The 24660-nt window shown below is 60.6% G+C and carries 27 protein-coding genes; 22 read left to right on the top strand and 5 right to left on the bottom strand.

All coding sequences use genetic code 11. The features are described 5' to 3' along the window. The first annotated feature begins 112 nt into the window (after positions 1-112). From radA to rarD, 9 genes are all read left to right on the top strand, one after another. Positions 113-1516 (top strand): DNA repair protein RadA, encoded by a 1404-nt coding sequence (gene radA, locus ACIQJ2_RS17715; RefSeq protein WP_400667142.1) that lies wholly within the window; start codon positions 113-115, stop codon positions 1514-1516. Positions 1517-1606: 90 nt separating this feature from the next. After that, entirely contained in the window at positions 1607-2221 is a 615-nt protein-coding gene (locus ACIQJ2_RS17710; protein WP_199088313.1) for a CvpA family protein, read from the top strand. A 163-nt stretch (positions 2222-2384) separates the two neighbouring features. Then, on the top strand, positions 2385-3869 hold the full coding sequence (gene purF / locus ACIQJ2_RS17705; RefSeq protein WP_400667144.1) for an amidophosphoribosyltransferase: 1485 nt from the start codon (positions 2385-2387) through the stop codon (positions 3867-3869). A gap of 65 nt (positions 3870-3934) precedes the next feature. Next, complete coding sequence (locus ACIQJ2_RS17700; RefSeq protein WP_400667146.1) at positions 3935-4675, top strand: SDR family NAD(P)-dependent oxidoreductase; 741 nt, start codon at positions 3935-3937, stop codon at positions 4673-4675. A 226-nt stretch (positions 4676-4901) separates the two neighbouring features. Further along, positions 4902-6293: a cysteine--tRNA ligase gene (gene cysS, locus ACIQJ2_RS17695; protein WP_400667148.1), complete on the top strand. Its 1392-nt coding sequence runs from the start codon at positions 4902-4904 to the stop codon at positions 6291-6293. Beyond that, positions 6290-6772 (top strand): GFA family protein, encoded by a 483-nt coding sequence (locus tag ACIQJ2_RS17690; protein WP_400667150.1) that lies wholly within the window; start codon positions 6290-6292, stop codon positions 6770-6772. Before cysS ends, ACIQJ2_RS17690 begins: the two co-directional genes overlap by 4 nt. Continuing rightward, the gene (locus ACIQJ2_RS17685; RefSeq protein ID WP_400667152.1) at positions 6765-7241 is read left to right on the top strand and encodes a GFA family protein; all 477 of its coding nucleotides are present in this window, start codon (positions 6765-6767) and stop codon (positions 7239-7241) included. The genes ACIQJ2_RS17690 and ACIQJ2_RS17685 overlap by 8 nt, the downstream gene beginning before the upstream one ends. Positions 7242-7380: 139 nt before the next feature. Beyond that, complete coding sequence (gene cimA, locus ACIQJ2_RS17680; RefSeq protein ID WP_400667154.1) at positions 7381-8997, top strand: citramalate synthase; 1617 nt, start codon at positions 7381-7383, stop codon at positions 8995-8997. A gap of 110 nt (positions 8998-9107) precedes the next feature. After that, the gene (rarD, locus tag ACIQJ2_RS17675) at positions 9108-10019 is read left to right on the top strand and encodes an EamA family transporter RarD (protein ID WP_400667156.1); all 912 of its coding nucleotides are present in this window, start codon (positions 9108-9110) and stop codon (positions 10017-10019) included. A 15-nt stretch (positions 10020-10034) separates the two neighbouring features. Here the strand turns inward: rarD and ACIQJ2_RS17670 are convergent, their stop codons facing one another. Both ACIQJ2_RS17670 and ACIQJ2_RS17665 read right to left on the bottom strand, forming a co-directional pair. After that, complete coding sequence (locus ACIQJ2_RS17670) at positions 10035-10694, bottom strand: YdcF family protein (protein WP_400667158.1); 660 nt, start codon at positions 10692-10694, stop codon at positions 10035-10037. A 76-nt stretch (positions 10695-10770) separates the two neighbouring features. Then, positions 10771-11394, bottom strand: a complete 624-nt coding sequence (locus ACIQJ2_RS17665) for a TIGR00730 family Rossman fold protein (RefSeq protein WP_400667160.1) — start codon at positions 11392-11394, stop codon at positions 10771-10773. Positions 11395-11549: 155 nt separating this feature from the next. On the opposite strand from ACIQJ2_RS17665, the gene ACIQJ2_RS17660 reads away from it, so the two are divergent. The 6 genes from ACIQJ2_RS17660 to ACIQJ2_RS17635 all read left to right on the top strand — a co-directional run bounded on the left by ACIQJ2_RS17660 (position 11550) and on the right by ACIQJ2_RS17635 (position 18980). Further along, positions 11550-13601 (top strand): LysM peptidoglycan-binding domain-containing protein, encoded by a 2052-nt coding sequence (locus ACIQJ2_RS17660; RefSeq protein WP_400667162.1) that lies wholly within the window; start codon positions 11550-11552, stop codon positions 13599-13601. 209 nt (positions 13602-13810) lie between these two features. After that, positions 13811-15697, top strand: coding sequence for an ABCB family ABC transporter ATP-binding protein/permease (locus ACIQJ2_RS17655; RefSeq protein WP_400667164.1), 1887 nt, complete (start codon positions 13811-13813; stop codon positions 15695-15697). A 134-nt stretch (positions 15698-15831) separates the two neighbouring features. Continuing rightward, positions 15832-16530, top strand: a complete 699-nt coding sequence (locus ACIQJ2_RS17650; RefSeq protein WP_199149007.1) for a phosphatase PAP2 family protein — start codon at positions 15832-15834, stop codon at positions 16528-16530. Between the two features lie 307 nt (positions 16531-16837). Continuing rightward, positions 16838-17536: a phosphatidylserine decarboxylase gene (locus ACIQJ2_RS17645; protein WP_199088293.1), complete on the top strand. Its 699-nt coding sequence runs from the start codon at positions 16838-16840 to the stop codon at positions 17534-17536. A gap of 120 nt (positions 17537-17656) precedes the next feature. Next, positions 17657-18517 carry a CDP-diacylglycerol--serine O-phosphatidyltransferase gene (pssA, locus tag ACIQJ2_RS17640; protein WP_199149008.1) on the top strand — a complete coding sequence of 287 codons (861 nt, stop codon included), beginning with the start codon at positions 17657-17659 and terminating at the stop codon, positions 18515-18517. A gap of 322 nt (positions 18518-18839) precedes the next feature. Beyond that, positions 18840-18980, top strand: a complete 141-nt coding sequence (locus tag ACIQJ2_RS17635; RefSeq protein WP_184701477.1) for a hypothetical protein — start codon at positions 18840-18842, stop codon at positions 18978-18980. A gap of 82 nt (positions 18981-19062) precedes the next feature. On the opposite strand, the gene ACIQJ2_RS17630 is transcribed toward ACIQJ2_RS17635, so the two are convergent. Both ACIQJ2_RS17630 and ACIQJ2_RS17625 read right to left on the bottom strand, forming a co-directional pair. Beyond that, positions 19063-19827, bottom strand: a complete 765-nt coding sequence (locus tag ACIQJ2_RS17630) for an SOS response-associated peptidase (RefSeq protein WP_400667167.1) — start codon at positions 19825-19827, stop codon at positions 19063-19065. A gap of 43 nt (positions 19828-19870) precedes the next feature. Continuing rightward, positions 19871-20191, bottom strand: a complete 321-nt coding sequence (locus tag ACIQJ2_RS17625; RefSeq protein WP_400667169.1) for a YnfA family protein — start codon at positions 20189-20191, stop codon at positions 19871-19873. 163 nt (positions 20192-20354) lie between these two features. On the opposite strand from ACIQJ2_RS17625, the gene ACIQJ2_RS17620 reads away from it, so the two are divergent. The 4 genes from ACIQJ2_RS17620 to ACIQJ2_RS17605 all read left to right on the top strand — a co-directional run bounded on the left by ACIQJ2_RS17620 (position 20355) and on the right by ACIQJ2_RS17605 (position 22442). Beyond that, entirely contained in the window at positions 20355-20768 is a 414-nt protein-coding gene (locus ACIQJ2_RS17620; protein ID WP_400667171.1) for an NUDIX hydrolase, read from the top strand. 99 nt (positions 20769-20867) lie between these two features. Then, positions 20868-21302 (top strand): TIGR02301 family protein, encoded by a 435-nt coding sequence (locus tag ACIQJ2_RS17615; RefSeq protein WP_199149012.1) that lies wholly within the window; start codon positions 20868-20870, stop codon positions 21300-21302. A 104-nt stretch (positions 21303-21406) separates the two neighbouring features. Further along, the gene (locus ACIQJ2_RS17610; protein WP_034507811.1) at positions 21407-21664 is read left to right on the top strand and encodes a hypothetical protein; all 258 of its coding nucleotides are present in this window, start codon (positions 21407-21409) and stop codon (positions 21662-21664) included. Between the two features lie 16 nt (positions 21665-21680). After that, on the top strand, positions 21681-22442 hold the full coding sequence (locus ACIQJ2_RS17605) for a hypothetical protein (RefSeq protein WP_400667173.1): 762 nt from the start codon (positions 21681-21683) through the stop codon (positions 22440-22442). Here ACIQJ2_RS17605 and ACIQJ2_RS17600 read toward each other — a convergent pair. Next, a complete protein-coding gene (locus ACIQJ2_RS17600) occupies positions 22426-22620 on the bottom strand; it encodes a hypothetical protein (protein ID WP_400667175.1) in 195 nt (64 codons plus the stop codon). The genes ACIQJ2_RS17605 and ACIQJ2_RS17600 overlap by 17 nt on opposite strands. Between ACIQJ2_RS17600 and ACIQJ2_RS17595 the strand changes: the two genes are divergently transcribed. Genes ACIQJ2_RS17595 through ACIQJ2_RS17585 form a run of 3 tightly spaced genes read left to right on the top strand, consistent with a single transcriptional unit; the run spans position 22619 to position 24602 of the window. Continuing rightward, positions 22619-23458 carry a YgfZ/GcvT domain-containing protein gene (locus ACIQJ2_RS17595; protein WP_400667177.1) on the top strand — a complete coding sequence of 280 codons (840 nt, stop codon included), beginning with the start codon at positions 22619-22621 and terminating at the stop codon, positions 23456-23458. The genes ACIQJ2_RS17600 and ACIQJ2_RS17595 overlap by 2 nt on opposite strands. Then, a complete protein-coding gene (locus tag ACIQJ2_RS17590; protein ID WP_199149014.1) occupies positions 23455-24072 on the top strand; it encodes an HD family hydrolase in 618 nt (205 codons plus the stop codon). The genes ACIQJ2_RS17595 and ACIQJ2_RS17590 overlap by 4 nt, the downstream gene beginning before the upstream one ends. Continuing rightward, complete coding sequence (locus ACIQJ2_RS17585) at positions 24069-24602, top strand: tyrosine phosphatase family protein (RefSeq protein WP_400667179.1); 534 nt, start codon at positions 24069-24071, stop codon at positions 24600-24602. The genes ACIQJ2_RS17590 and ACIQJ2_RS17585 overlap by 4 nt, the downstream gene beginning before the upstream one ends. Positions 24603-24660 lie beyond the last annotated feature (58 nt).

Genomic DNA, 24660 nt, shown 5'->3' with positions numbered 1-24660 from the left:
ATCACCGTTGATACGGAAATCATTAGTTTTGATAGGCAGCGAAAGACATTATCTGACAGCCCGAGCGATTCGCCGCGAAAGCGGAGCAATTGAACTTTGAGAACAGCATTCTATGGCTAAGGCCCGTACACAATTCATCTGCCAGAACTGCGGCACCATCCACAACCGCTGGGCGGGCAAGTGCGACAGCTGCGACGCATGGAACACCATCGTTGAGGAAGATCCCATGGGCGGGATCGGCGGCGGCCCGGCGAAGACGCCTCGGAAGGGCAAGCCGGTTACGCTTACGTCACTCTCGGGCGAGATCGAGGAAGCGCCGCGCATCCATACCGGCATTTCCGAACTCGACCGCGCCACAGGCGGCGGCTTCGTGCGCGGCTCGGCGGTGTTGGTCGGCGGCGATCCCGGCATCGGCAAGTCGACGCTGCTGATGCAGGCGGCGGCGGCACTTGCACGCCGCGGGCACAAGATCGTCTATGTATCAGGCGAAGAAGCCGTGGCGCAGGTTCGACTGCGCGCACAGCGCCTACAGGCCGCCGACACGGATGTCATGCTGGCAGCGGAAACCAATGTAGAAGACATTCTGGCGACGCTTGCCGAGGGCAAGCGACCTGACCTTGTGATCATCGATTCCATCCAGACCTTGTGGAGCGAGCTCGCCGAATCGGCACCCGGCACGGTTACCCAGGTACGCACCGGCGTGCAGGCGATGATCCGCTTTGCCAAGCAGACCGGTGCGGCGATGGTGCTGGTCGGCCATGTCACCAAGGATGGTCAGATCGCCGGTCCGCGTGTCGTCGAGCATATGGTCGATGCGGTCCTCTATTTCGAGGGCGATCGCGGGCATCACTATCGCATCCTGCGCACCGTCAAGAATCGCTTCGGCCCGACCGATGAAATCGGCGTCTTCGAAATGTCCGACATGGGTCTGCGCGACGTGGCCAATCCGTCCGAACTTTTCCTCGGCGAGCGCAACTCCAAATCGCCGGGCGCTGCGGTGTTTGCGGGCATGGAAGGCACGCGACCCATCCTGGTCGAGGTGCAGGCATTGGTGGCGGCGACATCGCTCGGCACGCCGCGACGCGCCGTGATCGGCTGGGATTCGGCGCGATTGTCGATGATCCTCGCCGTGCTGGAAGCCCATTGCGGCGTTCGCCTCGGTCAGCACGATGTTTACCTGAATGTGGCGGGCGGCTACCGCATTTCCGAGCCGGCTGCCGACCTCGCGGTCGCTTCTGCACTGGTTTCCTCCTTGGCCGGTCTTGCTCTGCCCGCCGATTGCGTCTATTTCGGCGAAGTCAGCCTGTCGGGCGCCGTCCGGCCGGTTGCGCACACCGGCCAGCGTCTCAAGGAAGCCGAGAAGCTGGGATTTTCCGCGGCCCTTCTGCCTGCCGCTTCCGCCGACCTGCCAAAGGTCAATGGCGGGCGCTGGAGCGAGATTGAAAGCCTGCCGGATTTGGTCGCGCGCATTGCCGGGTCGAAGGGCGCGCTCAAGCGTGCGGAAGATGAAGACTGAGCCATACTTCAGCCGTCCTTGACGTAGAAGAGGCTCGTACTGAGGCCGATGCCCGCCACATGGTGCGGCAAGTCTTGAAGTGGATTATACATGCCCATTACGATTTTCGACGGTATTGTTATCGGCGTTCTTCTATTCTCCGCCGTTCTGGCCATGGTTCGAGGCTTTTCGCGCGAAATTCTCTCGATCGTCAGCTGGGGCGGTTCGGCCGTCGCCGCTTACTATCTTTATCCCCTGCTGCTTCCCTATGCGCTTCAGTACAAGGCCGATACCAAGATCGCGACGATCGCTTCGGCCGGCGTCATCTTCCTGCTGGCGCTGATCATCATCTCCTTCATCACCATCCGGATCGCCGATTTCATCATCGACAGCCGCATCGGCGCGCTCGACCGGACGCTCGGCTTCCTGTTCGGCGCGGCTCGCGGCCTGCTCCTGATGGTTGTCGTCGTTGCCTTCTGGAACTGGCTTGTCGCCCCTGCCGCCCGACCGGACTGGGTCAACAATGCCAAGTCGAAGCCCTTCCTCGATTCGATGGTTGAAAAGCTGAAATCGGCGCTCCCTGAAAACGTGCAGGCGATGCTGCCGCCGGAGATCCTCAACAAGATCGCCCCGAACCAGCAGCAGCAACAGTCGCAGCCACAGCAAGGTGGCGACAACGATACCGCCCCACCGGACGACGCACCGGCGCCGCAGACAAACAATTGACAATGCGTTTACAGGCTTGACCTGCCGCACGATAATCGCCATGTGAGCGGCATGAAACACGATAATCCGGCCCGATATATTTTCCGGCCGGATTTTCAGCTATTGTAGTAGTCAGTCGTGACGCCGCCCGTTCCGCCCACGTTGAGAGCAAAGGCCAGCAGCCATGAACCATTCCCTTTCCATCGAGAATGATATCGACGGCGACACGCTGCATGAAGAGTGCGGCGTGTTTGGCATTTTGGGGCACCCCGATGCGGCGACGTTGACCGCGCTCGGATTGCACGCCTTGCAGCATCGCGGCCAGGAAGCGGCTGGCATCGTCTCTTTCGACGGCCAGCGCTTCCATTCGGAGCGGCGCATGGGTCTCGTCGGCGACCACTACACCGATCCCGCAACGCTCGCCCGCCTACCCGGCGACCGGTCGATGGGCCATGTGCGCTACTCGACGACGGGCGATGCCGTTCTTCGCAATGTGCAGCCGCTGTTTGCCGAACTGGAAGTCGGCGGCATCGCGATCGCGCATAACGGCAATTTCACCAATGGCCTGACCATGCGCCGGCAACTGATCGCCGACGGCGCCATCTGTCAGTCGAATTCGGATACCGAAGTCGTTCTCCATCTCATTGCCCGCTCCAAACAGGCCTCTTCCTCCGATCGCTTCATCGATGCCATCCGCCAGATGGAAGGCGGCTATTCGATGCTCGCCATGACGCGCACGAAACTGATCGCCGCCCGCGATCCGATCGGCATCCGGCCGCTTGTGATGGGCGAACTCGACGGCAAGCCGATTTTCTGTTCGGAAACCTGCGCCCTTGATATCATCGGTGCGAAATACGTACGCGACGTCGAAAACGGTGAGGTTATCATCTGCGAGATCCAGCCCGACGGTTCGATCACGATCGATGCACGCAAGCCCGAGGTTGCCAAGCCGGAGCGGCTCTGCCTGTTCGAATATGTCTATTTCGCCCGTCCCGATTCCGTTGTCGGCGGCCGTAACGTCTATGTCGCGCGCCGGAACATGGGCATCAATCTCGCCAAGGAATCCCCGATCGAGGCTGACGTCGTCGTGCCCGTGCCCGATGGCGGCACGCCAGCTGCGATCGGCTACGCGCAGGAAAGCGGTATTCCTTTCGAGCTCGGCATCATCCGCAACCACTATGTCGGCCGCACCTTCATCGAGCCGACGCAGCAGATCCGTGCTTTCGGCGTCAAGCTCAAGCATTCCGCCAATCGCGCCATCATCGAAGGCAAGCGTGTCGTGCTCGTGGATGATTCCATCGTGCGCGGCACGACCTCGGTGAAGATCGTGCAGATGATCCGTGAAGCCGGCGCCCGCGAAGTGCATATCCGCGTCGCCAGTCCGATGATCTTCTATCCGGATTTCTACGGTATCGACACGCCCGACGCCGAAAAGCTGCTCGCCAACCAATATACCAGCCTGAAGGCGATGTGCGACTTCATCGGCGCCGATTCGCTGGAATTCCTGTCGATCGACGGGCTTTACCGGGCTGTCGGCGGCGAGCTGCGCAACAATGCACAGCCGCAATTCACCGACCACTACTTCACCGGCGACTACCCGACGCGCCTGCTCGACAACGAAAGCATCAGCAACGTTCGCAAGCTTTCCGTTCTCGCCAGCAACGGCTGAACCAAGTCACGGTCGATAGGGGCGGCTCGCCCCCTTCTTTTCCCAATATTTCGGATCAAGGCAGCATGAGCGTCAATCTTAAGGACAAGATCGCCCTCGTCACGGGCGCATCGCGCGGTATCGGCTATTTCACGGCACTGGAACTGGCCAAGGCCGGCGCGCACGTCATCGCCTGCGCTCGCACGGTGGGTGGCCTTGAGGAGCTGGACGATGCCATCAAGGCGGCCGGCGGTTCGGCAACGCTGGTTCCCTTCGACCTCGCCGACATGAACGCCATCGACGCACTTGGCGGCTCGATCTTCGAACGCTGGGGCAAGCTCGACATCCTCGTCGCCAATGCCGGCGTACTCGGCGTGATCTCGCCGATCGGCCATATCGAAGCAAAAGTCTTCGAGAAGGTAATGACCGTCAACGTCACCGCTACCTGGCGGCTGATCCGCTCCGTGGAACCGCTGCTGATGCGTTCTGAAGCCGGGCGCGCCGTGATCCTGTCCTCGGCCGCCGCGCACCGCTGCCGGCCGTTCTGGGGTGCCTATTCCGCGTCCAAGGCTGCCGTCGAGGCACTTGCGCGAACCTGGGCGGGCGAAACCCAAAGCACGCCCCTGCGCATCACCAGTGTCGATCCGGGCGCGACCCGCACCGCCATGCGCGCCCAAGCCATGCCCGGCGAAGATCCGGATACGCTGCCGCATCCTCGCGAAGTCGCTCAGGCAATCCTGCCGCTCATGGGCGCCGATGTCACCGAAACCGGCAAGCTCTTCGTCGTGCGCGAGAACAAGCTCGTCGACTACCGGATGCCGGAATAAAAAACAGCCTTTCCCCGCACGGGAGAGGCTTTGTGCCCACTTGACCAAATTCATCCGGCGCGCGATAAAGCCTGCCATGAAAACGGTTATCTGCATTATCTGCCGGAAAATTATTCGCTAGCGCTTCGCTGGTCTGGCCGTTTTCGTCTCCCAAAATCCAAGATGACAAACGTTCCGGCCGGCCGGTAACGATTTTTTTTTGGATCTATGCTTTTGGGAGAGTGACATGGCCGCCGTGCCGCAACTGAAATTCTACAACACGCTGACGCGCGAAAAAGTCGATTTCCAGCCGATCGACCGCAACAACGTCCGCATGTATGTTTGCGGCCCCACGGTCTATGACTTCGCCCATATCGGCAATGCCCGCCCGGCCATCGTCTTCGATGTGCTCTTCCGGCTGCTACGGTATGCCTATGGCGATAGCCATGTCACCTATGTCCGCAACATCACCGACGTCGACGACAAGATCAACGCGCGCGCCCTGCGCGACCATCCTGGGTTGCCGCTCAACGAGGCAATCCGTCTGGTGACGGAGAAGACAGAGCGGCAATATCGCGACGACACGACGGCACTTGGCTGCGTTGAACCGACCGTGCAGCCGCGAGCGACCGACAATATCGCGCAGATGATCGCGATCATCGAAACCCTGATTGCCAAGGGCCATGCCTATCGGGCGGCCGGCGAAGTGCTGTTCGACACGAAATCGATGGCCGACTACGGCCAGCTCTCGAAGCGCAATCTCGACGAGCAGCAGGCAGGCGCCCGCGTCGCGGTCGACGAACACAAGAAGAGCCCCGGCGATTTCGTGCTCTGGAAGCTGTCGGACGAGAACGAGCCCGGCTGGGAAAGCCCGTGGGGTCGCGGCCGACCGGGCTGGCATATCGAATGCTCTGCCATGAGCGGGCGTTACCTCGGCGATGTCTTCGATATTCATGGCGGCGGTCTGGATCTGATCTTCCCTCACCATGAAAACGAGATCGCCCAGTCACGTTGCGCCCATGGCACGCATGCCATGGCAAATGTCTGGATGCATAATGGCTTCGTGCAGGTCGAAGGCCGCAAGATGTCGAAATCGGAAGGCAATTTCGTCACGATCTATGAGCTTTTGCAGACTGAGAAGCTCGGCGAGCGGACTTGGCCCGGCGACGTGCTGCGGCTTGCGATGCTGATGACGCATTACCGCGAGCCGATCGACTTCTCGGTGAAACGCCTCGAAGAGGCGGAGCGGCTGATCGCCAAATGGCCGGCGGCTGACGTCGGCGGGGCCTCTCCGGATGAAACGGTGCTTGCCGCCCTCGGTGACGATCTCAACACCGTCGCCGCTATCCAGGCGCTGCATGCGCTCGCGCAAGCCGCCAACGCCGATGCCAGCCTCCTGCCGGTCTTCGCAGCCAGCGCCGATCTTCTCGGCCTGCTGCCGAAAAAGGCCGAGGTCGACGAGGCTGTCGTCGCCGAGATAGACGCCAAGGTGCGTCAGCGCCTGGAGCTGCTGAAGGCGAAGAATTTCGCTGAAGCCGACAAGCTCCGCGATGCACTTTTGGCTGAGGGCGTCCAGCTGAAGGACGGCAAGGATCCGGCGACAGGCGAGCGCATCACGACTTGGGAGCTCAAGCGGTGAGCATCACCCACACCGGCGGCTGTCAGTGCGGCGCGGTTCGTTTCCGAGTGCGGGGCGAGCTGAAGGATGCGTCGATCTGTCATTGCCGCATGTGTCAGAAGGCCTTCGGCGCTTATTACGCGCCGCTGGTCTCGACGCGCGGTGCCGATCTCACTTGGACACGCGGCGAGCGGAAAATGTTTCAATCCTCCAACTATGTGAAGCGCGGCTTCTGCGGGGATTGCGGCACGCCGCTGACTTATGAGGCGCCGGATGGCATCGCAATTGCCGCCGGCGCCTTCGACGATCCCTCCAAGTTGCCGCCCGTCGTGCAATACGGAACGGAAGCCAAACTCGACTTCGTCGACCGGCTGCATCTATTGCCGGGGCACCGCACGGAGGAGGATGCCGAACAGGCGCCCTTCGTGGTCGATATCGTATCTTACCAACACCCTGATCATGATACCCAAAGCTGGCCACAGGAGAAGCGCCATGACTGAAGCGACCAGAAGCGGAGGATGCCAGTGCGGCGCGGTGCGGTTTCGCATTCGCGGTCAACTCGGCCGGCCATCGATCTGCCATTGCCGCATGTGCCAGAAGCAATTCGGCAGTTTCTTCTCCGCACTGGTGACGGCGCCGGATGAAGGGCTGGAATGGACGCGCGGCGAACCGACCTATTTCCAATCCTCCATCAACATCGAGCGCGGCTTCTGCAAGAACTGCGGCACGCCGATGACCTATCGCCACCCCGGTGGTCTCGAAATCGCTATCGGCGCCTTCGATGAGCGCGATGATCTCGCCCCGCAGATTCAGGTGAATCACGCTTCGCGGCTGCCCTGGGTGGAAACGATCTTCGAAAAGCCAGTCCTTCAGGACCCGGATTTCTACGCCCAGCAGGAGCGGATCATCTCGTTCCAGCATCCCGATCACGATACGGAGATCTGGCCGGCGGAAGGACTGAAGATATGACCGCGGCGCGGCGCAGAGCCTTGCGGAAAGCAAAGTAAGGCGCCTTGCCCAGACTGGCCCTCTCCCCCTCTTCGACGGTTTCGGACGCGGACGGATAAGGGGCACACCACCACCAAACCGGTTCGCCGGAGGAAACAGTATGACACGCGAAAAAATCTATCTCTTCGACACGACGCTCCGCGACGGCCAGCAGACGCCCGGCATCGATTTCTCGGTCGAGGACAAGATTGCGATCGCTACCATGCTGGACGAATTCGGCCTCGATTATGTCGAGGGCGGCTATCCGGGCGCCAACCCGACCGACACGGCCTTCTTCGAGCAGAAGCGCACGAAATCCGCCTCATTCGTTGCCTTTGGCATGACCAAGCGCGCGGGTGTCTCCGCCTCCAACGATCCCGGCCTTGCCAGCCTACTGCAGGCTAAGGCCGACGCGATCTGTTTCGTGGCGAAAAGCTGGGACTATCACGTCAAGGTGGCTCTCGGCTGCTCCAATGAAGAGAACCTCGAAAGTATCGCCGAAAGCGTCCAGGCGGCCGTGGGCACTGGCAAGGAAGCGCTCGTCGACTGCGAACATTTCTTCGACGGCTACAAGGCCAACCCGACCTATGCGCTGGCCTGCGCCAAGACCGCCTATGATGCGGGCGCGCGCTGGATCGTGCTCTGCGACACCAATGGCGGCACGCAGCCGCCTGAGGTCCGTGCCATCGTCGAGGCGGTCATCGCCTGCGGCGTTCCCGGACACTGTCTTGGCATTCATGCGCATAACGACACCGGCCAGGCTGTCGCCAATTCGCTCGCCGCCGTTGAAGCCGGTGTGCGGCAGATCCAGGGCACGTTGAACGGCATCGGCGAGCGCTGCGGCAATGCCAACCTCGTGACGCTAATCCCCACACTGGCGCTGAAGCGCGCTTATAGCGAGCGCTTCGAAACGACGATCGACGCCGAGCGGCTCGTTGGGCTCACCGGTCTTTCGCATGCCTTCGACGAGCTGCTGAACCGCTCGCCCGATCATCAGGCGCCCTATGTCGGCGCATCGGCTTTTGCGACCAAGGCCGGCATTCATGCGTCTGCGCTGCTCAAGGACCCCCGTACATACGAGCATGTGACGCCGGAAAGCGTCGGCAATTTCCGCAAGGTCATGGTGTCCGACCAGGGCGGAAAGTCGAACTTCATCAACGCGCTGAAACGGCGCGGCATCGAAGTGGGCAAGGACGACCCCCAGCTCGACCGATTGATCCAGATCGTCAAGGAACGCGAAGCGACGGGCTATGCCTATGAAGGCGCGGATGCGAGCTTCGAGCTGCTGGCGCGCCGCACGCTCGGCACCATTCCCGAATTCTTCGCGATCGACGGCTTCCGCGTCATGGTCGAGCGCCGCTTCGATTCCCACGGCCGGGTGAAGATCGTCTCGGAAGCCGTGGTCAAGATCATCATCGACGGCGAGACCATCATGTCGGTCGCCGAAGGCGATGGTCCGGTCAACGCACTCGATCTGGCGCTGCGCAAGAATTTCGGAAAATACCAGCACGAGATCGACGATCTGGAACTGGCCGACTTCAAGGTCCGTATCCTCAATGGCGGCACCGAGGCAATCACCCGCGTTCTGATCGAATCCACCGACAGCGACGGCGTGCGCTGGTGGACGGTCGGCGTTTCGGAAAACATCATCGACGCGTCCTTCCAGGCGCTGATGGATTCCGTCATCTACAAACTGATGAAGAACCGGCATATGGCGGGCAAGATCGCGGCGGAGTGATCGGCCGACTATCAAAAAGCTTGACGATGTCGTCAAGGAAATGAATTGGCCACGCCCCGCGCCTTGGAGTAATCCCGTCCCAAACAACAAGGAATGACGGGAAAAAGCCTATGGCCACCGATGCGGTCACGCCGGAAATCAAGAACAATGACGGTCTGCGCGGCTTCGGCTACGCGATGACAGCCTATCTCTTCTGGGGCATCCTGCCGCTCTACATGAAGGCGCTGGCGCATATTCCGGCCATGGAAGTCATCGCCCACCGCATCTTCTGGTCCGTCCCGGTCGCCGGCACCGTACTGCTGGCGCTTGGCGGCATGCGTGACGTGAAGGCGGCATTCCGCAATCCTCGGACGATCGCCATGGCGTCGCTCACCGCCATGCTCGTCACGATAAATTGGGGCACTTATGTCTGGGCAATCGGTGCGGGCCATTCGCTCGATGCGGCGCTCGGCTACTTCATCAACCCGCTGTTCAGTATCGCGCTTGGGGCCCTGCTCCTGAAGGAAAGACTGGCGCCCGTGCAGATCATCGCGATCTGTCTTGCCGCGATCGCGGTCATCATTCTCACGATCAAGGCCGGCACCCTTCCCTGGGTCGCCCTGTCCCTGACTTTTTCCTGGGGCTTCTACGCCTTCTTCCGCAAGACGCTGCCTGTCGGCGCCAATCAGGGCTTCTTCATCGAGGTGCTGTTGCTCTGCATTCCGGCAACACTCTACATCATCTATCTCGAAGCGCGCGGCGAAGGCCACCTGTACCAGACCGGCCTGTCGGACACGGCGCTTCTGCTCGGGTGTGGCCTGGTAACCGCGCTGCCGCTGATGATCTTCGCCAATGGCGCAAAGCTCCTCCGGATGTCGACCATCGGCATCATGCAGTACATCGTACCAACGATGGTCTTCCTGATAGCCGTCTTCCTGTTCAAGGAGCCGTTCGGCTCGACGCAGATGATCGCCTTCTCGCTGATCTGGGCCGGACTTGTCCTCTACAGCTGGTCGATGCTGCGTCAGAGCAAGGAGAGATAGCCGGAAGTCTCAACGTCACGTTCCCGGTTCATCCGAGCGTGCCAAGAGGCTTTGCAAATATAACAGGGGTCTGAATGAAACCGGCTTTGAATTCGGATCCAGCGCGAGCCTGATCCCATAGACGGCGTATGCCGGCACTTCCCGCCAACTCGAATAGACATCGCGCAACTGAAATGAATGCGGAAACGCCGCGTATATGTCCGAAGCGCCGGCACGCTCGAATGCCAGCTTTGCCCTAGCCAGATGATAATATTGGCTGATCAGCATCACGCGGGACGTCCCGTGGTCGCGCATGTAGGCAACGGCGTTGCGAGCGGTCGCCAGCGTGTTGTCTCCCTTGTTATCGACAACGATTCTGTCTGCCGGAACGCCGCCTGCGACCAGATAGTCCCGCATCGCTGCCGCCTCATCAAGCCCGGGGCCATCGATGCCGCCGCTGACGAAGAAGGTGGCACATTGGTCGCTGCGGTAGCAATTCAACGCAACGTCAAGGCGAGACGTGAGGACGCGGCCAGGCGTGCCGTCAGCCTCGAGCGCGTTGCCGAAAACGACCGCCATATCTGTCCTATCGTAGGGTATGCTTGCGCCCACAACACAGATGAAAACGGCAGCCACTGCCCACAATCCGGCGACGGTCAAAACCGTCAACCTGGCGCAGCGAAACAAGAAACGCATGGCCGGACTATCTCCTGATTGGATTTGATCCGAAGGTTTCGGATTGCGTTTGCAGGGCCGGCCAGCCGGAATACCGCTACAGCTTGGAGATGACGGCTTCTTCGCCACCGCGGTCGCCGCCGGCTTCGGCGGCATGCTTGCGGATGGCGGGGATGATATCGTCCACCTTGTCGATGACGAGAGGCTGGACGCGATGGGCCGTGTGAACGAAGCCCTCTTCCGTCATATGGCGGATCAGCTCCATCATCGGGTCCCAGAAACCGTTGATATTGGCAAACACCATCGGCTTTTCATGACGGCCGAGCTGACCCCAGGTCATGATCTCGACGATCTCCTCCAGCGTACCGATACCGCCCGGCAACGCCACAAACGCATCGGCGCGCTCGAACATGGTATGTTTGCGCGCATGCATGTCGGGCGTTATGATGAGCTCGTCCAATTGACCGAGCGAATGGCGCGTCGCTTCCATGTCGACGAGAAATTCCGGAATGATGCCGGTGACCTGACCGCCGTTTGAGAGCACACCGCTTGCGACAGCGCCCATGATACCCTTCGTCCCGCCGCCATAGATCAGGCGCAAGCCATTCTCGGCTATGCTTTTGCCCAGCTCGCGGCCGGCAGTCATGTAGGAAGGATCACGCCCCGGCCTCGAGCCGCAATAGACGCAGATGGATCGGATTGGCACAGAATCGTCGGTCATGACTGCAAACAACTATGCTGCAAATGCTCAGTCAAGATTTTTCGACGGAAAACTTGTGTCGGAACATGCGAAAATGGCTGAGAAAGCTTGTAAAAACAGGCGAAATCGCTAGCAATTTCAGGAGTTGCGACGACTGCGCCGCGTGGAGATGAATGATGATGAAGAACCGTGCCGGTTGGCTGGCTCTGTTGGTGTTGGTAATTGCGACCCTGTTGATGGTCTTTTTCGTGATGCCGCGCATCAACGGCAATAAGAACCCAATCGGCGATGTCGTCAATCAAGCCGGCAATACGGTGAAGAATACAATCGAGGAAAATGCGCAGAAGGCCGGCGAGACCGCGCAGAATACCGCCCAGGCAACGCAAAATGCCGTATCGAGCGCCGTCAATTCCGCCGACCTCGCCAAGAAGCTGACCGATCTGACAAGTGCCGCCGCAACATCGCTTGTCGACCTCAAGGGCCTCTTCAAGGACGGCAGCACGCCGGGCCAGGATATTTTCGCAGCCGCGAAGACCAAGGCAGCCACCGCGCTGCAATCGATCGTCGCTTTTGCGCTTCCACAGGGGGTCGATGCCACGACGACCGGTCTTGTGAAGAAGGCGCAGGACGGCGCCGGCAAGGCGCTTGCCATCATTCAGTCTCTGCCTGACAACGCCGCCGAAGCAGGCAGCGCGATCGACAAGGCATTGGCAGCCCTGACCGGCCAACCAGTGCCGCAGACCGAAGCAAAATCTTCGATCCCGTCCTTCGACGTGCTGCGCGTGGAACCGGACGGCTCCACCGTGATCGCAGGCTCGGCCGAGCCGAATGCAAAGCTCGAGATCGTCGACGGCGAAAAGGTCGTCACTACGACGAAGGTCGGCCCGAGCGGCGACTTTGCCGCAGTGCTCGACAATCCGCTGCCGCCCGGCGACCACGAACTCGTGCTGCGCGCCACCGGCAAGGACGGCAAAGCCGTCAATTCGGAAGAAGTCGCCACCGTCTCGGTACCCAAGGACGATTCAACGCAGCTTCTTGCCATGGTCTCGAAGCCCGGCACTGCAAGCCGTATCATCACCGCTCCGTCCGCCAAGCAGGGTCGCGTGACATCGGCAGAAGAGAATGCGCTGGCGACCAACGTTCAGGGCAGCGCTGCAGCAAATTCCGATGCCAAGCCGCAACCGCAGCAGCAAGACACGGCCGTCGCATCTGCAAACCCTGCAGCCGGCGCAACCAATCCGCCGGCCGCCAAGACGGACGAGCAGCCCGACGTCATGGTCAACGCCGTCGAAATCGAGAACGACCATATCTTCGTCGCCGGCACCACGAAGCCGAACGCCAAGGTGCGCGCCTATGCCGACGACAAGCTGATCGGCGAGATCACGGCCGGCGCAGACGGTCACTTCGTCGTCGATGGCGTAATGCCGCTTGCCGTCGGTGATCACAAGATCCGCGTCGACGTGCTCGATGCAGAAGGCAAGGTTGTGGTGCGCGGCAGCGTCAACTTCACGCGCCCTGAAGGCAATCAGGTGACCGTCGCCGCCCAGACGCCGGCCGCCAATGCCCAGACGCAATCAGCAGCCCCAAGCATGGTGCCTCTCGACGAAGCCGAGCTTATCAAGCTGAAGGAAGGGGCCGGCAAAGCTTTCGCGCTCCTGAAGGGTCTCTTCACGGACGGCAAGCAGCCGGATGCGGAACAGCTTGCGGCCGCCCGGTCCGGCACGGAAATCGCTCTGAAATCGCTTTCGGAATTCCGCCCGTCCATCAACGCGACTGCCGATCTGAAGAAGGCCGCGACCGATGCAGCCACTGCTGCGGCCAAGGCCCTTGGCGTATTGCAGGCTCTGCCGAAGGATGCGAAATCCGTCGGAGCCGCATTGCCCGGCCTCGAGCAGCTGATGGCGGCGATCACCGCGCCTACACAAACCGCGCCGGCAAAGCCGAACACCGAAGTCTCGTCCAGCGAGAGCGGCCCGAAGACGGTGGAGCAAGCACCATTGTCTCAGGATGCCAACGCCGTCATCATCCGCCGCGGCGACACGCTCTGGCAGATCTCACGCCGTGTCTATGGTGCCGGCGTACGCTACACGACGATCTATCTGGCCAACGAGGACAAGATCAACAATCCGGACCGGATTCTGCCCGGGCAGGTATTCGGCCTGCCGAAGGACGCGCTGCCGAATGCCGAGGAGCTGCATCGCAAGAGGCTCTCGGGCGAACATCTCTAGGCTCAGCATCTTCTTTCGATAAAACATTCGTCGGCCAGGCGCGATCAACGCCTGGCCGAAGCTTTTATGCGGCGTGAAAATGGTATAAGCGTCGCGCAACCCTCATCGCCTTCATGCAACGGCCATACCTTTGCGCGTGAAGGCTTTTTCAGTCGGACCGACCCAATGGTTGACCATCTCCGGCTGTTTCAATTTCGCCGGAGACGGACATGGCAGACCGCAAGAAGACCATATCGGCGGATTCCAGCAATCCATTGAGTACGATCGTCAATCTCTGGCCCTATATGTGGCCGGCGGGTCGCATGGATCTGAAGATGCGCGTCGTGTGGGCGACCGTCTTCCTGCTGGTCTCCAAATTCTTCCTGTTGCTGGTTCCCTATTTCTTCAAATGGTCTGTCGATGCGCTGAACGGCAAGCTCGACATGCAGGGCATTCTGCCCGCCTTCATGGTCGGCGCAATCGCCCTGATCGTGGCGACGAACATTACCCGACTTATCCAGCTGGGCCTCAATCAGCTCCGCGATGCGCTGTTTGCGAGCGTCGGCCAATATGCCGTTCGCCAGCTCGCCTATCGGACCTTCGTGCATATGCACGAGCTGTCGCTGCGCTTTCATCTTGAACGCAAGACCGGCGGCCTTTCGCGCGTCATCGAGCGCGGCACCAAGGGCATTGAGACGATCGTCCGCTTCACCATCCTCAACACCTTTCCGACCTTCATCGAGTTCCTGCTGACCGCCATCATCTTCTGGCGCGGCTATGGCTTTTCCTATCTCGCCGTCACCGCGGTCACGGTGGTTGTCTACATCTGGTTCACCGTCAAGGCGAGCGACTGGCGCATCTCCATCCGCCGGACGATGAACAACAGCGACACCGACGCCAATACCAAGGCAATCGATTCGCTCCTGAACTTCGAGACGGTCAAATATTTCGGCAACGAGGAGATGGAGGCCAAGCGCTTCGATCAATCGATGGCGCGCTACGAAAAGGCTGCGACCGGCGTCTGGACGTCGCTCGGCTGGCTGAACTTCGGCCAGGGCGTCATCTTTGGCCTTGGCACGACGGTCATGATGGTCATGTCCGGCTGGTCGGTTCTCAATGGCCAACATACCGTCGGCGACTTTGTCTTCATCAACGCCATGCTGCTGCAGCTTTCCGTGCCGCTCAACTTCATCGGCTTCGTCTACCGCGAAATCCGCCAGGGATTGACCGATATCGAGGAGATGTTCGATCTGCTCGAGGTCCAGCCCGAAGTGGTCGACGCCCCGGACGCCAAGGAGCTGGTCATCGGCAGCGGCGCGATCTCGTTCAAGGACGTGCATTTCGCCTATGATCCGGCGCGGCCGATCCTGAAGGGCATTTCCTTCGAGGTGCCCGCCGGCAAGACCGTCGCCGTCGTCGGTCCGTCCGGCGCTGGAAAATCGACCCTGTCCCGCCTGCTCTATCGCTTCTACGACGTACAGAGCGGCACGATCACCATCGACGAGCAGGATCTGCGCACGGTCACGCAGAAAAGCCTGCGCAAGGTGATCGGCATGGTGCCCCAGGACACCGTGCTCTTCAACGACACCATAGCCTACAACATTCGCTACGGCCGACCGGGCGCGAGCGATGCCGAGGTGCAGGCGGCAACGGAGATCGCCCAGATCGGCGATTTCATCCGCCATCTGCCAGAAGGCTTCGAGACGAAAGTCGGCGAGCGTGGCCTCAAATTGTCCGGCGGCGAGAAACAGCGCGTCGCGATTGCGCGCACCGTTCTGAAAGCCCCACCGGTTCTGATCCTCGACGAAGCGACTTCGGCGCTCGATACGACAACAGAGCGCGAAATACAGGCGGCCCTCGACGTGGTTTCGGAGAACCGCACGACGCTGGTCATCGCGCATCGCCTTTCGACCGTCATCGGCGCCGACGAAATCATCGTACTGAAGAGCGGCGTGATCGCAGAGCGCGGCACACACGCCGATCTACTCGCACAGAACGGCCTTTATGCCTCCATGTGGAGCCGCCAGCGCGAAGCGACGCAGGCGGAAGAGCATTTGAAGCAGGTGCGCGAAAACGACGATCTGGGCGTGGTCAACCGGTTGGCGCCGGCAAGCTGAACGCTATTCATCACTTCGGCTCAGCGCTTCGCCCTTGCGGGCAGCTATTGCGCGAAGATTTTGTGCACGCCAACTGTCACGAACCTGAGATGACAGCTTGCTAGGTACGGGGCTCACTTAATAGGGAGCCCCAAATGCGTACTTTTGCCAAAGCCTTAACGTTGCTGCTCGTCATCGGCGCCGCCTCGCCCGTTTTCGCCGATGATGCCAAGCCGTTTGCAGATGCCAAGGAGATCAATCTCCTCAATCTCCTGCCGCCGCCTCCTGCCAACGATTCTGCGCAGATGAAGGCTGAACTTGGCGAAATCCTCACGATCCAGGTTACCCGTACGCCGGAAATGGCATCCCGTGCCGTAGCGGACGCCGAAGAAAATGTCTGGCGCTTCTCCGACGTCATCGACAACCCGAAGTTCACCAAGGACAACCTGCCGAAGTTCTCGGCCTTCTTCGATCGCGTCGTCGAGACCGAAGGTGCCGTCGTCGATCCCGCCAAGGATGTCTGGAAGCGCCCGCGCCCGCATCTCTACAGCGATCTGGTGAAGCCGATCGTTCCGCTCTCCAAGTCCGGCTCTTATCCGTCGGGTCACACGACGGTCGGTACGCTGATGGGCATCGTGCTGGCGAACATGGTTCCGGAGAAGCGTGCGGCCATCATGGCTCGTGCGTGGGAATACGGCCATAACCGCGTCGTCGGCGGCATCCATTATGCATCCGACATCGAAGCCGGCCGCATCGCCGGCACCGTCATTGCCGAAACGATCGCCACGCATGACGACTACAAGAGCGAGTACGAAGGCGCCAAGGCCGAACTGCGCGCCGCTCTCGGCCTCTGATCCTTCCAACCATCGCAGCATGTGCAAGGCCGCCGCTTTCCAACGGCGGCCTTTTTCGTTGCATGTCATGCGAGTTGGCACCGGGCGGGCTTCCGGGACTGGAGATCCCCGACACGCCATGCCGATACGCATTGCGCTGGGGGCGAAGGTGCGAGAGCATTGCCCATGACGGCGTTTGGCTGTAGTCACCGTCGACTGGTAATCAGAGCAAGACCGCTTATCTTGTTCTCGTCTTTTGATTGGCACACTCTCGCTCGGCAACCGGGGTTCGGTTTTCGCGGGGATGCCCTAACGGAGTAGGCCGTAGATGAGCTTGTTCAACAGCGTGCGCAACGTCATCGTTCCGGTGCACAAGGAAGGCTATCCCTTCGTCGCGGGGTTCTTCGTCGCGTCGCTGGTGCTTGGCTGGATCTTCAAGCCGCTCTTCTGGATCGGCCTGATCCTGACGCTCTGGTGCGCCTATTTCTTCCGTGACCCCGAGCGCATGACGCCGCAGGATGACGATCTTGCGATCTCTCCCGCCGACGGCAAGGTTTCCGGCGTGCAGATGGTGACGCCGCCAGCGGAGCTCAATCTCGGCAGCCAGCCGATGCTGCGCATCTCTGTCTTCATGAACGTCTTCGACTGCCATGTGAACCGTTCGCCGATGCGCGGCCGCATCACCAACATCGCCTATCGCCAGGGCAGCTTTCTCAATGCCGAACTGGACAAGGCGAGCGAGCAGAACGAGCGCAATGGCCTCGTTATCGAGACAAAGCATGGCGAGATCGGCGTGGTGCAGATCGCCGGCCTGGTCGCCCGCCGCATTCTTTGCTTCGTCAATCCCAACGAGCCGCTCGACGCCGGCGAACGCATCGGCCTGATCCGCTTCGGTTCGCGCCTTGACATTTTTCTGCCCGAGGGAGCATCGCCGCGCGTCGCCATCGGCCAGCGGGCGATTGCCGGGGAAACCGTGATTGCGGAATTCGGCTCCTCAAAGGGCCCGACCGTTAGCCGCCGCAGCTGAGCCTGGAGCATTTCCGCTTGAGCGGAGTCGCAGAAATGCTCCATATCATTGTTTTCACGCAATTCCGGAGGCAAGCCTGCTTCGCACCTTTGCCGGAATTGCTCTAGGACTACGAGCAAGATGAAAACGCCTTTTCCGCCTTTCGAGCCGCATGGGCCAAACGACGAAGCGCGCGGACCGCGCCTCCGGGAAATCCCCCTGCGGCTGATCGTGCCGAACATGATCACCGTGCTTGCGATCTGCGCGGGCCTGACGGGCATTCGTCTTGCTTTCGAGAACCGTTATGAGCTGGCGGTCGCCGCCGTGCTGGTCGCCGCCTTCCTCGATGGCGTCGACGGGCGTGTTGCCCGGCTGATGAAGGCAACCTCGAAATTCGGCGGGCAGATGGATTCGCTTGCCGATATCGTCAACTTCGGTGTGGCCCCGGCACTCGTCGTCTATGTCTTCCTGCTCGATCAGGCCCACTCGCTGGGATGGATCGCGGCGCTGATCTATACGATTGCCGCTGCTCTGCGGCTTGCCCGCTTCAACGTGATGGCAGAGCGCGAGCACAAGGCCTCCTGGCAATCCGAATATTTCGTCGGCGTCCCCGCACCGGCCGGCGCTATGCTGGTGCTGCTGCCCGTCTATCTCGGCTTCCTTGGCCTGACACCGGATCGAACCTTCGCCTATTGGGGCGCAGCCTACACCGTGCTAATCGGCTTCCTGTTGGTCAGCCGCTTGCCCGTCTGGTCCGGCAAAACGGGAGGCAACGGCATCAGGCGCGACCTCGTATTGCCGATGATGCTCGGCCTCATGGTCTATGTCGCTTTGCTGATGAGCTATACATGGCATGTGATGGTGGTGACGGTCGTCGTCTACCTGCTGTCGCTGCCGCTCGGCGCCCGCTCCTGGGCAAAAAAATACGGCACCTACACCATCAACGGACCGGGCGACCCTGATGTCGACGATGCCGACGACGATATCGGCCGGCACATCTAGCAGGCATCCGTAACTGCTCTTGCGGCCCTCCTGCGACGACATGGCGCAACCGCAAGTCTGTAAGTCGCCCTTAACAATTTAGAGGGCGTGGACGGCAGCGGCGAGGCCTCATATGTACTCTCCGCTCAGCGATTTTGCCGGACGAGGCGACTTCCGCCAGATGGAATCCACACGAAGAATCCGCGCTAATCTCTCGAAATATGGTCGTTGTTTACAAAAGCTGATTGGAAAACGCCTTCGATTTGTCATGATTTATGACGAGATAGCGATGCACGACAGTGAATCGCGAAGTGCTCCGGGGGAGCATGGTGAGGAGTAAATCATGACGCAGAAGAAAGACGAACCGGCACAACCGCAGGCAAAGATCGATCCCAGCAAGCTTTACCGGCCTCTCGGCCTGAAAGCCGTTCTTGCAGCGCATCTCATGCTGAAGACCAAGCCGCTCAAGAAGAAAATCGCCTGACCTTGAGTGCCGTGGGCCGGCTGCCAGGCAGCCTAGGCGCACTATAATCCTGTTGCGACGCCGGCCGCCGAATGGCGGTCGCTCAGAAGAAGCTCAGCTGGCCATCGTCGGGATCCGACTTCTTTGGCGACTTCTTCGCAGGCTCGATCATTACCGGTGTCTGCAGATCCGGTCCCATATTGGCGACCTTGTTCACTCGATCTGAAACCGGGATTGCGTCGAAAAAATTTTCCTGTACCGGAGCCATGAGATCGAGCACCTCGCGCGGCTCCTGCGTCTTGCAATCGAGCCAGCGCGCGAAATCCTCCGGCTGGATGACGACGGGCATGCGATCGTGGATGGGGCGCATAGTGCTATTTGCCGCAGTCGTCAGAATAGCGCCCGTATCAACCTCCGAACCATCGGCCGACGACCAGGTTTCCATCAGCCCGGCAAAGGCGATCACGCCTCCTCTGCGCGGGCGGATCCAATAGGCTTGCGACTTCTCGCCGCTTTCCTTCGACGGTCGATGCCATTCGTAGAAGCCCGATGCCGGAATGAGGATACGGCGGTGGCGCATGGCGGCACGGAACGATGCCTTGCCAATGGCCGTTTCGGCGCGCGCATTGATGAGAAGCGGAAACTCCTTCGGATCCTTCACCCAGGAAGGCGTGAAACCCCAACGCACCAGAAGGGCGCGGCGATCCGGCAGATTGCTGCCTGGAAGCTGTCTGTCGCCGGATATGACGACAAGGATCGGCTGGGTCGGCGCGATATTGTAACGCGCCGGAAAACCATCATTCAGCAGGACACCGAGCGCTTCGCCCACGTATTCCGCCGTCGATGTCAAAGCAAAGCGTCCGCACATGAAGCTTGTGTTGCACCCACAAAGCGCCGGGTCAAGCGCAAGCTCAGCCGCGCGGACCGAAGAGGATGAGGCCTGCGCCTGCAAGGCAGATGGCAGCACCGGAAATATCCCAGCGGTCCGGCAACCGCCCCTCGACCAGCCAGAGCCAGAGGATGGAGGCGACGATATAAACGCCGCCATAGGCCGCAAAAGTGCGCCCTGCGGCCTCGCTCGGCACCAGCGCCAGCAGCCAGGCAAAGAGCGCCAGCGACAATAGACCGGGTGCCAGCCACCAGATCGGCTTTGCCAGCCTCAACCAGGCCCAGAAGGCGAAGCAGCCGGCAATTTCGGCCAAGGCCGCAAGAACGTACAGTCCGTAGATCATCTCTGGTCGCCCGCCCGCTCGGCATTTTCGAATCGCCGTCCCACAGCCGGCGAGTTAAGGGGCTTTCCCACGGGACAGCAAGGGTCGTTTCCTGTAGAGATCGTGCACCAGTGGCATCGCGCCATTGCCCCCAAGCCTCATCATGTAAATGCGAAACGACCCGATGAATTCCATTCCCCGCCCTGCCTCATCCGCAATTCTCGAACGCGACGGCCGTTTTCTGCTGGTGTTGCGCAGCAAACCGCCATCCGCCGACATGTATGCCTTCCCGGGTGGCCGGGCCGAAGCGGGCGAGACGCCTGCGCAGGCGGCGCTGCGCGAATTCGAAGAGGAGACAGGCATAAAGGCGCGCAATCCGCGCCTGTTCGAGACCTACGATCTGCGCTCGCACGCGGCGGATGGAACGCTTACGAGCCATTTCCTGCTGTCCGTCTTTCTTGTCGATGCCGACACTGATGCCGTCGCGGTAGCGGCCGACGATGCCGCCGAGATCGGATGGTATTCGCTGGAGGAGATTCGCACCCTGCCGGTGCCGGCAAGCGTGCTTGAATGCGTGGAGCGAATTGCGGCCGCCTAAGCGGTACCGCGTTGCCATATTAACGATAAGGAACAATAACGGGGTGAAAAGGGGGCAAGGTGCCTTGTTCCCGTCATGCTTGTTCGGTCATGTAAACACATGATTCACCATTGTTACAGCCGACCGCTCCTGATCTGCATAGCGCTGGCCACCGGATTCCCCGCTGTGGCGCAGCCTGCGGCGACGGCGCCGACGGTGCAAACGCCTGACGGTGCGGATGCCGAGCGACCCACGCCTTATGACGAGCGGCTTTCCCGGCTTGCCGAGATTCTCGGCTCGATCGACTATCTGCGTACGCTCTGCAGCTCCAAGCAGCAGGAGGGATGGCGGGGCGACATGCAGCAACTGCTCGATACCGAGACCAAGGGCGAGCCGAAGCGAAAAGAACGCCTGACGGCCGCATTCAACCGTGGGTATCGGTCATTTGCCTCGGTTTACGCGAATTGCACCCCGCAGGCCTTGGTCGCCGAAGAGCGATACCGTAACGAAGGTGCAACACTGGCTACAGAAATCACCGCACGCTTTGGAAATTAACGTTTTATTAACCCCTTTTCGTACCGAGCCGTGTCGTTTTAGGAAAAGGCTGATAAAGTTATTAAGCAAGTGGTAAGGACATGAACGTCTCGAGGAAAGAAACAATGGAAACCAGCCTGAATGAAATCGACGACATGATCGTCCATGAAAAAATGCAGGCAGCGCTGGAGTACCAGAACGAAGCTTGGGCCGACGGTATGGCTGACGGCATCGAGCCCGAAATTATCGCCGATGCAGCCATTGCGCATGCGATTCGCGAGACGATTCGCATTCAGGGCGAACAGGGCGCGGAAGCCTTGCTTGAATCACTGCGCGAACGCATGCTCGCTGGCGAATTCTCCCCGAACCGTACCCTGCAATAACAATCAGAGATTGCTGATGCGTATTTTCCCAGGCAATGAGTTCCGCTGTTCCATTGCCTCTCTTGCAGCTGCGACATTGTTTTTGAGCAGCGCTGCCTTACCGCTGCCGGCCCTCGCCTTCTCCGAGCTCAATCCTCCCGCTCAGTTGCCAAGCGCCAACGGCACCTCAGGCCAGCAGAAGACCGGAAAGCCAGTGGAGCAGGCACTGGAAGCACCAGCCAACAATGCGCTGCCGATGCCCGACCCGCTGATCAACAAGCAGGCTGGCCAGAGCAGCAGCGATGCTCCGAATGCAAGCAGCAAGTCGGTCGAGTTTCTATTCGACATCGACAAAGCGCCGGAGCCGGTGAAAAAACTCCGTGCGGCGATCGTCGAGGCGGCGGCATCGGGAGATCTCGAGCGTCTGCGACCGTTGATGAATGTCGGCGGTGGGCTCAAGCAAACCCAGGTTACGGCCGACGACCCCGGCGAAGATCCGATCAAGACCCTGCACGATCTCTCGGGCGATCCTGACGGCATCGAAATCCTGTCCATCCTGCTCGATATCATGTCGACGGGCTTTGCCCATGTCGGCCAGGGGACGCCGGACGAAATGTATGTCTGGCCTTATTTCGCCCAGAAAGACATCAAGACGCTCTCCACGCCGGAGAAGGTCGACCTGATGCGCATCGTTACGGCCGGTGATTACGCCGACATGCTGGAATTTGGCGGCTACAATTTCTATCGCGTCGGCATCACGCCGGACGGGCGCTGGAAATTCTTCACCTCGGGCGAATGATCCTGCCGGGGAACTTGCGGTTCCCCGCCGAAGGCCCTACCTCTTCATGATGAATCATGTCGCGCGAAACTGCCTGGTGGTTTTGCGGCAGCGACATGCGCAAAATCAATAGCTTGAAGAGTGGTAGCGGATCTGGAAGATCGCGACGCTCATCAAGCCAAATCAGCGGATTCATCATGCCGGCCGTATTCCTGAAAGATCGTTCCTTCATCCGCGTTGATGGTGCGGATGCAGAAACGTTCCTGCACAACCTCATCACCACCGACCTTATGTCGCTTGCAGCGGACGAAGTGCGCCCCGGCGCATTGCTGACGCCGCAGGGTAAAATCCTGTTCGACTTCATGATCCGGCGGGATGGGGCGGACTTTCTGATCGAAACCGATGCGGCACAGCGGGAGGGCTTGCTCAAGCGCCTCACCCTCTACCGCCTGCGCGCCAAGATCGATTTTACCCTTCTTGAGGTGGAAGGCGTCACGGTTGCCTGGGGCGATGCGATCGGCGAAGGCCCCCGCGACAGCCGTTTTCTCAAGGCCGGAATTATGCTCGCACGCACCCCCGGCGAGCATGGCCACAATGACAGAACGCTTTACGACGGTCTGCGCATTGCCAATGGCATCGCTGTCTCCGATCGCGATTTCGCGCTGCAGGATGCGTTTCCGCACGACGTATTGATGGATCTGAACGGCGGCCTCGGTTTCCGCAAAGGCTGCTATATCGGCCAGGAGGTGGTTTCGCGCATGCATCATCGCGGTACGACACGCAGGCGCGTCGTCATCGTCGACGGTAGTGCGGATCTCCCGGCTTCCGGGACGGAATTGACCGCCGGTGGCAAGCCCATGGGCTCGCTGGGATCGGTCGACGGCGGCAAGGGTCTTGCCATTATCCGTATTGACCGCGCAGCCGAAGCAATGGCAGCGGGGATGCCGATCCTGGCTGGAGACATCGAAGTTTCGGTGTCCCTCCCTGCATGGTCCGGGCTCACCTTCCCCGCCCCCGCCGACGAGGCTTCGGCATGAGTCCGGCGAAAACCCCGCGCGCATGGCAGCGCATGCTTTCCGGGCGGAGGCTCGACTTGCTGGATCCCTCTCCGCTCGACGTTGAGATCAGCGACATTGCGCACGGGCTTGCCCGTGTCGCCCGCTGGAATGGCCAAACCTCGGGCGATCACGCCTTTTCGGTCGCGCAGCACAGCCTCGTCGTGGAAGCGATCTTTCGCCACCTCAACCCAGCCAGTCCCGACGAATGGCTGGCTGCGCTGCTGCACGACGCACCGGAATATGTGATCGGCGACATGATTTCGCCGTTCAAGTCGGTCGTCGGCGGCGGCTACAAGGACGTGGAAAAGCGGCTGGAAGCGGCGATCTATCGCCGTTTTGCCCTGCCACCGCATTGCGCGCCGCAGCTGAAGGAAAAGATCAAGAAGGCGGATACGGTCTCAGCTTATTTCGAGGCGACATTGCTTGCCGGCTTCACACCGACAGAAGCGCGCAAGTTCTTCGGGCAACCCCGCGATATCACGCGGGAGATGCTGCCGATCGAGCCGATGCCGGCGACCGAAGCGCAGCGGATGTTCCTGCAGCGCTTCGAAGAGATCGAAGCCCAACGCGTCGAAATGAGGATCGGCGCGTGACGGCGATTGTCGTGTCGCCGCTCGCCCGAATCGCAGAGATGGCCGTTCGCCATGGTGCACGCGAGATAATCAGTCTCATGGCGAAGGAACAGAACTTTCATCGTCCGGCCGTCATCAAGGCGGACCGGCATCTGCTGCTGAGCATGAACGATATCAGCTTTGCCGGCACCGGTGACCTCATTGCCCCGCAGGAGGTGCATGTTCGGGCCATCGTCGACTTTGCCGGCGAGTGGGATCGCACAGCGCCCCTGCTTGTCCATTGCTGGATGGGCGTTTCCCGCTCGCCGGCCGCGGCGCTGATCGCCGCGCTCGCCGTTTACCCCGAGCAAGACGATCTGGCTCTCGTCCGCCGTCTGCGCGCGGCGTCGCCGTTCGCGACACCGAATGCTCGATTGGTCGCGATCGGCGACGATATGCTTGGGAGAAACGGAAGGTTGGTGGCGGCGGTCAAGGGAATCGGTCGCGGCGCGGATGCCGATGGCAATGCGCCTTTCGTACTGCCCCTGTCTGTGGCCGGAAACGTCGCATAAAAAACGAGGGCCGCCTCTATGCGGCCTTCGTCATCTCATCGGCAGACTTCGTCATAGC

The sequence above is a fragment of the Rhizobium sp. NPDC092011 genome, assembly GCF_044756305.1.
Lineage (GTDB): Bacteria > Pseudomonadota > Alphaproteobacteria > Rhizobiales > Rhizobiaceae > Rhizobium.
The sequence above is the reverse complement of the archived record's forward strand: the minus strand, read 5'-3'. Positions and strand labels throughout refer to the sequence as shown.